A 10,098-nucleotide genomic window follows, 5' to 3' on the forward strand; every position below is an offset into this window, starting at 1 on the left:
CAAAGAACATGATTATTGCAGGTGAAAGATTAAAAGAAGCAACACCAACTATATTAAGTCGTAAAACTGATTTGATTAACTGTTATGGTTCTTCTGAAGCTTTAGTAATAGCATATCAGGATGTCAAAAAAGCATCTCAATTAGATGAAATTCCAGTGGGTTTCCCTGCAGGAAATACTTGGGTTTATATTGTGGATAAAAATAACATGCCTCTTCCAATTGGGGTTCCTGGTGAAATTGTCATATCTGGTTTAAAATTAGCTCTAGGATATCACAATAATAAAACACAGACTAATGAAACCTTTGTTGAAAATCCATTTTCAGATTGTTGGGAAAATGAAAGGATGGTTCACAGCCGAGACCAAGGATATTTCACTTTTGACGGTGAACTTGTGGTTAAGGGAAGAATCGACAGGCAAATCAAGCTTAGAGGTTTAAGGATTGAGCCTGGAGAGATTGAAAATGTTGTTTTAAATTATTCACCATCAATTACTAATGCAGTTGTTGAACTTAGAAATGATAATCTTGTATGTTATTATATTAGTGATGGCGAAATTGATGAAGATGACTTAAATGAGTTCATTAAAAGTAAAGTGACTCCATATATGGTTCCTTCATTTTATATGAAAATGGATGAGTTCCCGCTTAATCTAAATGGAAAAGTGGATGTCAAAGCTCTTCCAACACCAGAATTCGCTATCGAAGAAATTGTTGAACCGAAAACAGATATTGAAATTAAATTGTTCGAAATCATTTCCGAAGTCCTGAAAACCGATAAATTTGGTGTTACAACTGATCTGATTAAATTGGGTTTAACTTCACTTTCATCAATAAAAATCGCTTATGAAATTGCATCCTATTGGGGCGTTCAACTCAGTATTAAAGAGCTTAGTGAATCAAAAAACATTCGAAACCTCGCATCTTTAATTAATGCTCCTGCTGAATCCGTAGATGTATCTCATGAAAAGCAAGATTTGTATCCTTTAAGCCAAAACCAGTTGGGAGTTTACTTTGAATCCATAAAACATCCTGACAAATTGATTTATAATACAACATCTGCCGTTGATTTGGGATCCAACATTGATGTGGAAAAACTTAAAAGCTCAATTATTAATCTAGTAAATAAATACACTTACCTTAAAAGCATTTTATTTGAGGAAAACGGACAAACCTACCTTAAAAGGCAGGATGATGAACCAGTTTCAGTGGATGTGTATGAAAGTTTAGCTACAGAAGAGATTAAAAACAGTTTTGCACGTCCGTTTGACTTGTTTAAAGGACCATTGTATCGTTTTGAAATTTATTACACTGAAGATAAAACCATATTGCTTATGGATGTTCACCATATATTGTTTGATGGAACTTCAGTTAATTTATTCATTAATGAGCTCTTGGATGAATATGATAATGTTAATGATGCAGAAGATGTAAGTTCCGGATTCGACTTTATTTTAGATGAAAAAGAACTTGAAGGAAGTGAAAAATACATTAAAGCTAAAGAGTTCTTTGAAGACAGGCTGTCGGATATAGAAAATGTGACTTCAATCGAACCGGATATTATCGGTGAAAAAGAATTAGGATCTCTTAAAGAGGTTTCAGTTCAAATCAACAAGGAAGATATTTTTGGATTCGCAAAAAGGAACAGTATAACTCCAAACAGTCTGTTTTTAGCATCATCTCTTTTGACCTTGTCAAAATTCTCATATACTAAGGACATGCTTTTAACTACAATTTCCAATGGAAGAATCAATCCAAAATACTTCAAGACATTGGCAATGATTGTAAGGTCCCTTCCAATTGCAATGACCATTGATACTGATCAGAGCGTCTTGGATTATATCAATTCAGTAAATGAAACATTTGTTGATACAATCGACAATGAATCATATCCGTTTACCAAAATATTTGAAGAATACAATTTTGTTCCGGAAATTTATTATGCATATCAGGTTGGTTTATTTGATGAGAAAGTATTGAAAAACGGAAATAAAGTTAATGTTGAACCGTTGGAACTTGATTATCCTAAATTCAACATTTGTATATATGTTGAAGAGGATTTGGAAAATATTAATCTTATCATACGTTATAATGATCAATTGTATTCATTTGAACTGATGGAAAAGTTAGTGGAAAGCATTGATTTAGTTTTAAATAAATTTATGGATTCATTAACTCAAAATGCTTGTGATATTTCACTTTTAACCAGTGCTGAAGAAAATGAAATATCTAAAAAAGAAGATGAGTTAACATTAGACATCACAGAACCGTTATTGAAAGATAAATTTGAATATATTGCTGCTAAAAAAGCAGACGACATTGCAGTTTATGCAAATGATGTCAATTTGACTTATGATGAACTCAACACAAAAGCAAATGTATTTTCTAATTCATTGATTGATAAAGGTTTAAAAATTAATGATAAAATCATATTGAAATTAAACAGAACTTCCAAATTAATGATTGCACTTGTCGGCGCTTTGAAAGCGGGTGTATCTTTTATTCCAGTAGATCCTAAGTATCCTCAAGAGAGAATTACTCATATTCAGGAAGACAGCGGATGTAAGATGATCATATCCGATGATCCTCTTGTAGGTGAAGTCGATATTGATAATTTGCTTGACGGAACAAATACCGCTAATCCAAAAGTCGATTTGGAAAATGATGATATTGCACTTTTAATTTATACTTCCGGTTCAACCGGTCTTCCGAAAGGTGTAATGATAAAACAGGACAGCATTACAAATTATATTAAGCCTACACCTGAAAACTCACCAATTAACGCAATAGCTAATGATGTTTCCAAAATGTTATCAATTACAACCGCTTCATTTATTGCATTCCTGCGTGAAGCCTTCGCGTCTGTTATGAATGGGGTCCCAATGGTGCTTGCAGATGAAGAAACATCAATGAATCCTATTAAATTGGCAGAGTTAATTAAAGAATATGAAATCGATGGAATGTCAGCTACACCATCCAGGCTGCAGCAATATTTGACAATTAATGACTTCAAAAGAGTTATGAAAGACATTAAAGTTATAACTATTGGCGGTGAAAAATTCATCGAATCATTATATCCAACATTAGTTAAATACACTGATGCAAATATTTACAATTCATATGGCCCAACAGAGGTAACTATTGCATCTCACGCAAAATTAATGACTGATAATGCTGTATCTGAAGGAAAACCTATTCATAACACTATTGATTCAATTGTGGACATTGACAATAATCCGTTACCTAGCAATATTGTAGGGAACATTGCACTTGGAGGTGTCGGAGTTTCTGCTGGATATTGGAACAAACCTGAGTTAACTGAAGAGGTATTCTATACTAAAAATGGTATTCCATATTACAATACGGGTGATTTAGGTTATAAACGTGACAACGGTGAATTGGTTGTTGTCGGAAGAGCAGACTCACAGATTAAACTCAGAGGTTTAAGAATAGAAACCGGTGAAATTGAAAATGTCATACTGAAAAACAGTGATATTGAGTTAGTATTTGTCAATGTTCAAATTATAAATGATACTGAATACTTATGTGCATATTATGTTGCAGACTCACAAATCGATACTAATAACTTAAAAGAGGACATTTCACAGGAATTAACAGATTACATGATTCCAACTTTCTTTATTCAATTGGATGAATTGCCTTTAAATCCTAACGGTAAATTAGACAGGAAAAAATTGCCTCTCCCATCAGTCGACGATGAGATAACAGAAGTTGTTGAAGCTTCCAATGAATTAGAACAACATGTATTGGACATGTGTAAGGAAATTATTTCCAAAGAGGACTTTGGAGTTACAACTAATCTGTTCAGCATTGGTTTTACATCCTTGACAGTTATTCAGTTGCTTGCAAAGATTTCCGAAGAGTTAAAAGTTGATGTAAGTATAATGGACATGATGAAGTCAAAAAATGTTCTGGAAATCGTTAACTTGATAAATGCTGCTGAAGAAGTCTCTGAAACTGAAGAAGTTGAATTGAAAGAATACTATCCTTTAACACACAATCAACTGGGAGTATACTTTGATTGTATTAAAGAGCCCGATAAAATCGGTTACAATCTGCCAAAAATCATCAGATTTGATAAGAGTGTAGATTCAGCCAAATTAAGAAAAGCAATCCTTGATGCTATCGACCTGCATTCATATCTGAAAATGGAGATTGTTCAAAAAGATGGTGAAATATTACAGAAAAGAAATGATGAGTTGGATGTTTCAGACTTAATAACAATTACAAAACAGGATGTGGAAGTAACACAAAAGGACATTGATAAGTTTATACGTCCATTTTCATTATCTGAGGACTTCCTATTCAGGTTTAAAATTATTGAAACACCAACAGAAGTTGTCTTGCTCAATGATTTCCACCACATAATTTTAGATGGAACATCAGCAAATCTGTTCTTTAGAGATATTACTCTATTTTATGATGGTAAAATCGATGAAATTCCAGAAGAGACTGTTGATGCCTTTGAATACAGTTTAATTGAAAGTGAATTGGAACAATCAAATAAATACAAACAGGCTGAAGCATTCTTTGATAAGGAAATTTCCGAATTTGATGAATCCACTGTGGTTACACCTGATTTGGAATCAGATGATGAAGGTGTTTTATGCACTAATGAATTGTCCTTAAATGCCAGTGATGTTCATGATTTCTGTAGAAAAGAGAGTATAACTGAAAATAACCTATTCTTGTCTGCTACTATTTTGGCACTATCCAAGTTTACTTTTACAAGAGACCTGTTAATTTCAACAGTTTCAACAGGTAGAACCAATCCGAAATATCGAAACACTATTGGAATGCTTGTAAAAACACTTCCTTTCACATGCCACATCAAATCAGACAAATCCATTAAAGATTTACTCGATAATGTTAATGAAAACTGGCTGAACACTTTGAATTATGAGTTTTATCCATATACTAAAATTGCAAACAAATATGATTTGGCTCCTGAATTCCTGTATGTCTATCAGGGAGAAATTATTGAAGACCTTAACATGAACGGCAAAACCTATGAAAGGGAAAGAATCGATTATGATTCATTAAGATTTAAAATATCATTCAATGTCTTGGAGGAGAAAGGAGAATTGAAATTAATCAACCAATATGACGATTCTCTTTACTCAAGCCACATGATTGACTTATTCAATAATGCTGTCAAGACAATCATTGAAAAATTCATGACCTGCGACATATCTGAAACAAAAGTTAAGGATATTGCCCTTATAGATGAACCGGAACTTGAAGAATTTGATTATTCATTCAATCCGTTCCTAAACGAAGTGTTCCATGAGACAGTTGAGAAAAATAAGGATAAACTGGCATTGATTGCTGAAGATGGTGAATTCACATATGATGAGCTTAACCGTAAAGCCAATCGTATTGCAAATGCTTTAATTAAAAAAGGAGTTAGACCTGGAGACAAAGTTTTATTCAAACTTAAACGTGACAGTAACTTAACTGCATCCATGTGGGGTATTATTAAAGCAGGGGCTGCATTCATTCCGGTTGACCCGGAATATCCTGAAGAACGTATTAACTATATCTACAGTGACTCTGAAGCGGATTACATCATTTCCGATTTCAGTGATGCAAATACATTAAATGTCTTTGACCTGTTAAAAGAGGAAAATGAAAACAATCCTGTTGTAAAGCTTGACCCAGATAATCTTGCATTTTTAATTTATACTTCAGGATCAACAGGTAATCCTAAGGGAGTTATGCTCACCCACAGAAACATTACAAACTATCTGCTTGTAAAACCTGAAAACAACTACATTACTGATGTAGTAGAAAACAGAAAACGTGTTTTAGGAATTCAGACAGTAACATTTGATATTTCAGTATGTGATGTTTTAGTGCCGTTAACACATGGTTTAACCTATGTATTCGCCAGTGATGTTGAGGCAAAAGACGTACTTGCTCTTGCGAAATTAATTAAACGTACAAAAGTTGATGCAATGGCAGGAACTCCTTCAAGACTGTTCCAATACTTGGATTTAGAGGAAATGCAGGAAGCATTCAAAAACCTCAAATCTGTATCTTTGGCTGGAGAACCATTTAAACCACAATTGTACACTAGAATTAAGTCCATTAATCCTGATGTTAACTTATACAACGGATATGGACCATCAGAAACCACAATACATACAAACCACAAATTGCTTACAAGTGCGGAAAATATCACAACAGGTAAACCTCATTACAATGTGATTATGGACGTGCGTGACATTGACGGTAATTTAATACCTGACGGAGTAATAGGTGAAGTGTATATTGGTGGATTAGGTGTTGGAAGAGGTTATCTGAACAAGGAAAAACGTACAAAAGAATCATTCATTAAAATCAATGGCATAAACTATTATAAATCCGGTGATTATGGTACAATTGACCCTGAAGGGGAAATTGTTATCCACGGAAGATTAGACAACCAGATTAAACTTAACGGTTTAAGAATAGAACTAGGAGAAGTTGAACAGGCCATCTTAAAATTCGGCGCAATCAAAGAAGTAGTATGTGCAATTAAAAAGATTAATGATAATGATCATTTATGCGCTTATTACACTTCAGATGAGGAAATCGATAAGGATGAGCTGAAAGATTTCATTTCCCAATCATTGACAAAATATATGGTTCCATCTGTCTTCGTACAGCTTCAGGAATTGCCTTGGACATTGAACGGTAAAATCGAAGTTAAAAAATTACCTATTCCTGAAATATCCAATGAATATGTCAAACCAACTAATAATGTTGAAGCATTCTTCGCCTCTGCATTTGAAGAAATTTTAGGATTGAATAAAGTTGGAGTCACAGACAATTTCTTTGACATTGGTGGAACATCCCTGCTTGTGACCAAACTTACAATCAGTGCTTTAAATGAGGGTTATGAGGTTCAGTATGCTGACATATTTAATCATCCTACTCCAAGAGACCTGGCTGAATTTATTTCAGGATCTGAAATTGTTGAAAGTGAGGAAAGTCAATATGATTATTCAAGAATAGATGAGCTTTTAACCCAAAACACCATGGATAACTTCCTGAATGGAGATATGCGTGATTTAGGTAATGTTTTAGTTACCGGAACAAGCGGATTTTTAGGAATCCACATCCTTAAAGATCTTATAGAAAATGAAGATGGGTTCATATATTGTCTGCAACGTGCCGGAAGAGGCCTTACACCTGAAGAAAGATTGAAATCACTACTCTTCTACTACTTTGATGAAAATTATGAAGATTTATTTGGTAAAAGGATTTTTGTCGTTGAAGGAGACATTACAAACATTGGAGATTTCAAAAAGCTTGAAAACTATCCTATCGACACAATCATTAACTCTGCAGCTAATGTAAAACACTTTGCTGAAGGCAGTCAAATTGAGGATGTCAATATTTTCGGTGTACAAAATGGATTGGAATTTGCTAAAAACATTGGTGCATGTTATGTTCAAGTTTCAACAACAAGTACTGCTGGTGAGAGCGTTAATAATTTCCCACCTAAAGACACTGTATTTGATGAACAAACATTGTATGTCGGTCAGGCATTGGACAATAAATACTTATCCAGTAAATTTACAGCGGAACGTCTTGTCCTTGAGCATGTTGTTGAAGGAGGTGAAGGCAAAATAGTTCGTGTAGGTAACTTGATGGCAAGGGAAACTGATGCGGAGTTCCAAATCAACTTTGAATCAAACGGTTTCATCAACCGTTTAAAAGCATATATTACTCTGCATGCAATGCCATTTGATTTACTTGTTGCACAAACAGAATTCAGCCCTATTGATATTGTAGCAAAATCTATTATTGCTTTAGCTAAAACACCAAAAGAAAACACAGTGTTCAATGCATATAATAGCCATTATATTACTTATGCTGATGTTTTACATACAATCGTTGCTCAAGGCTATGAAATGAATAAAGTAGAAATGGATGAATTCAACGAATTATTAGATGAAGCCAGAAAAGATGAATCAAAACAGGAAGGTATTTCAGGACTTGTTACACAAGTTGGTATGGGTAAAGCCAAAAACAGAAGCATAGTCAATGTATCAAATACATTTACTACCAATATTTTAAATCATTTCGATGTATATTGGCCTTTAACAACCTATGACTACTTGAATAACTTTATTAATTACCTTAGAGGAATGGGCTTTTTAGAGTAGAGGATTAAAATGTATGAACGTAATTATGAGTTATTAAGAAGTAAATTCAAGGAATTTTTCCTGCCTACCCTATTCACTTCAATGGCTGGAAATATTTGTCTGTTTGTTGATGGATTAATTGTAAGTTTTTTACTAGGTGCAGGTAACCTATCCGCAATCCAAATTGTAGCTCCTGTGGCCACATTCATCAATCTCATTTATTGGATGATTGGATTAGGTGGAAGTGTACTTTGTTCAGTAGCAAAAGCAGAATTTGATGATGAAAAGAGTAACAGTTATTTCACTGTTGCCCTCATATCCCTTTTAACAATCGGAATACTAATTGCAATTTTTGGTTTAGCATTTTCTGGATCAATTGCACAATTCTTATGTGCTTCACAACCCGAATTGATTCCTGATGTTACCAGTTATTTCTCTGCATTTGTAATTGGAATGCCATTTTTATGTTATATGATGAGTTTATCATATTTCATTAGGACAGACGGTATTCCAACACTGCCGTTTAGAGCAATATTGTTGGCAAACATTATTAACCTTTGCTTTGACTTTATTTATATTAAATTTTTTGCAATGGGTGTTGGCGGTGCTGCATTAGCATCTTCAACAGGTTTTTTAATGGGCTCAATATTTATTTCATATTACTTCTTCAAATCAGAACGCACATTACAGTTCATAAAATTGAAAATGGGCGAATTCTTAGGTTATCTTAAACAGATTGTAACTTCAGGATTTTCTTCTTCGTCAACACAATTGTACTTAACATTGAAATTATTCATCATTAACATATTAATTGGGCTATATATTGGGAAATCCGGACTTGTTGCATTCAGCATCTGCTATAACAGTCTGTTTATATTATATATTTTCTTAATTGGGACTTCTCAAACAATGTCTCCTATTGTTTCAGTTTACTTTAAAGAAGAAGACTATTCAGGGGTAAATTATGTAATTAAAAGGTCTCTAAAAATTGTTCTTATTGCTAGTTTAGCATTGGCAATATTATTTATAGTTTATCCTCAGTCCTTATTGTTACTTTATAGTGTTAAAAATCCTGCCGATGTGCCAGTTGTCATAAATGCTTTAAGAATATTTGCTGTAAGTTATATTGGAACTGCAATTACATTTTTATATACTTTTTATGCTCAAGCAATACAAAAAAATCAATTATCAACAATCATATCCTTGCTTGAAGGATTTGTTTTACCAATTGGTTTTGCTGCAGTGTTGTCTTTTGTATTTGGTGGAAATGGAATTTGGATTTCTTTTGCATTAGCTGAACTATTTACAATATTATTCCTGTTTGTTTATTCAAGACATATCAACAGGAAAACCCATGGTGAATACTCAGGATTTTTCATTAACAAGCACAATGATGATAATGTATTTGAACATTCCATAAATGGGAATATAAAAGATGCTGTTAATTTGGCTAGGGATGTTGAAAATTATTTAAATGACAATAAGTCTTCAACAATTGTTGGTCTTGCAATTGAAGAGATGCTTGTGAATATCATCAACACTAACGAAAGCGTTGATACAATTGATGTTATAGTTAGAAATAATGATGAAAATATTTTGATTTCGATTAAGGACACGGGAATTGATTTTAATCCTGTAATTGAAAATGATAATTTGGAATTTGATAATATTAGCGTTTTAAATAAGATTGCAGATAAGATTGATTACTCAAGAGTATTGGGTTTAAACAGTACTGTAATCACTATAAAAAATTAAAACCCAACCAATAATGTTATGATAAGATTTGAAAATAAGCCATTTCTGGAGAAAAGTAATTTAGTCTAAATGAGTTCCTTTAGAATGGCTAATATCTTTTCATTGTTTTTCGTAGAAGGTTGTCTTTTGCATTATCAAATATACTCAATTGAATTTTAATCCTATTTTGCATTTCTTTTTGCATCTCCTC

Annotated in this window: 2 protein-coding genes; both read left to right on the plus strand. The window is 33.1% G+C overall.

Going from position 1 to position 10,098, the window contains the following annotated elements:
- Positions 1–8 precede the first annotated feature (8 nt).
- Positions 9–8,174, plus strand: coding sequence for a non-ribosomal peptide synthetase (locus Q4Q55_RS08275; RefSeq protein ID WP_303372351.1), 8,166 nt, complete (start codon positions 9–11; stop codon positions 8,172–8,174).
- A 9-nt stretch (positions 8,175–8,183) separates the two neighbouring features.
- The gene (locus tag Q4Q55_RS08280) at positions 8,184–9,908 is read left to right on the plus strand and encodes an MATE family efflux transporter (RefSeq protein ID WP_303372352.1); all 1,725 of its coding nucleotides are present in this window, start codon (positions 8,184–8,186) and stop codon (positions 9,906–9,908) included.
- The last annotated feature ends 190 nt before the right edge of the window (positions 9,909–10,098 follow it).

This window comes from Methanobrevibacter sp. (assembly GCF_030539555.1).
Classification (GTDB): Archaea; Methanobacteriota; Methanobacteria; order Methanobacteriales; family Methanobacteriaceae; genus Methanocatella.

Coding starts and splice junctions, on each gene's coding strand:
- Q4Q55_RS08275 (WP_303372351.1), top strand. CDS start 9: ATGATTATTGCAGGTGAAAGATTAAAAGAAGCAACACCAACTATATTA.
- Q4Q55_RS08280 (WP_303372352.1), top strand. CDS start 8,184: ATGTATGAACGTAATTATGAGTTATTAAGAAGTAAATTCAAGGAATTT.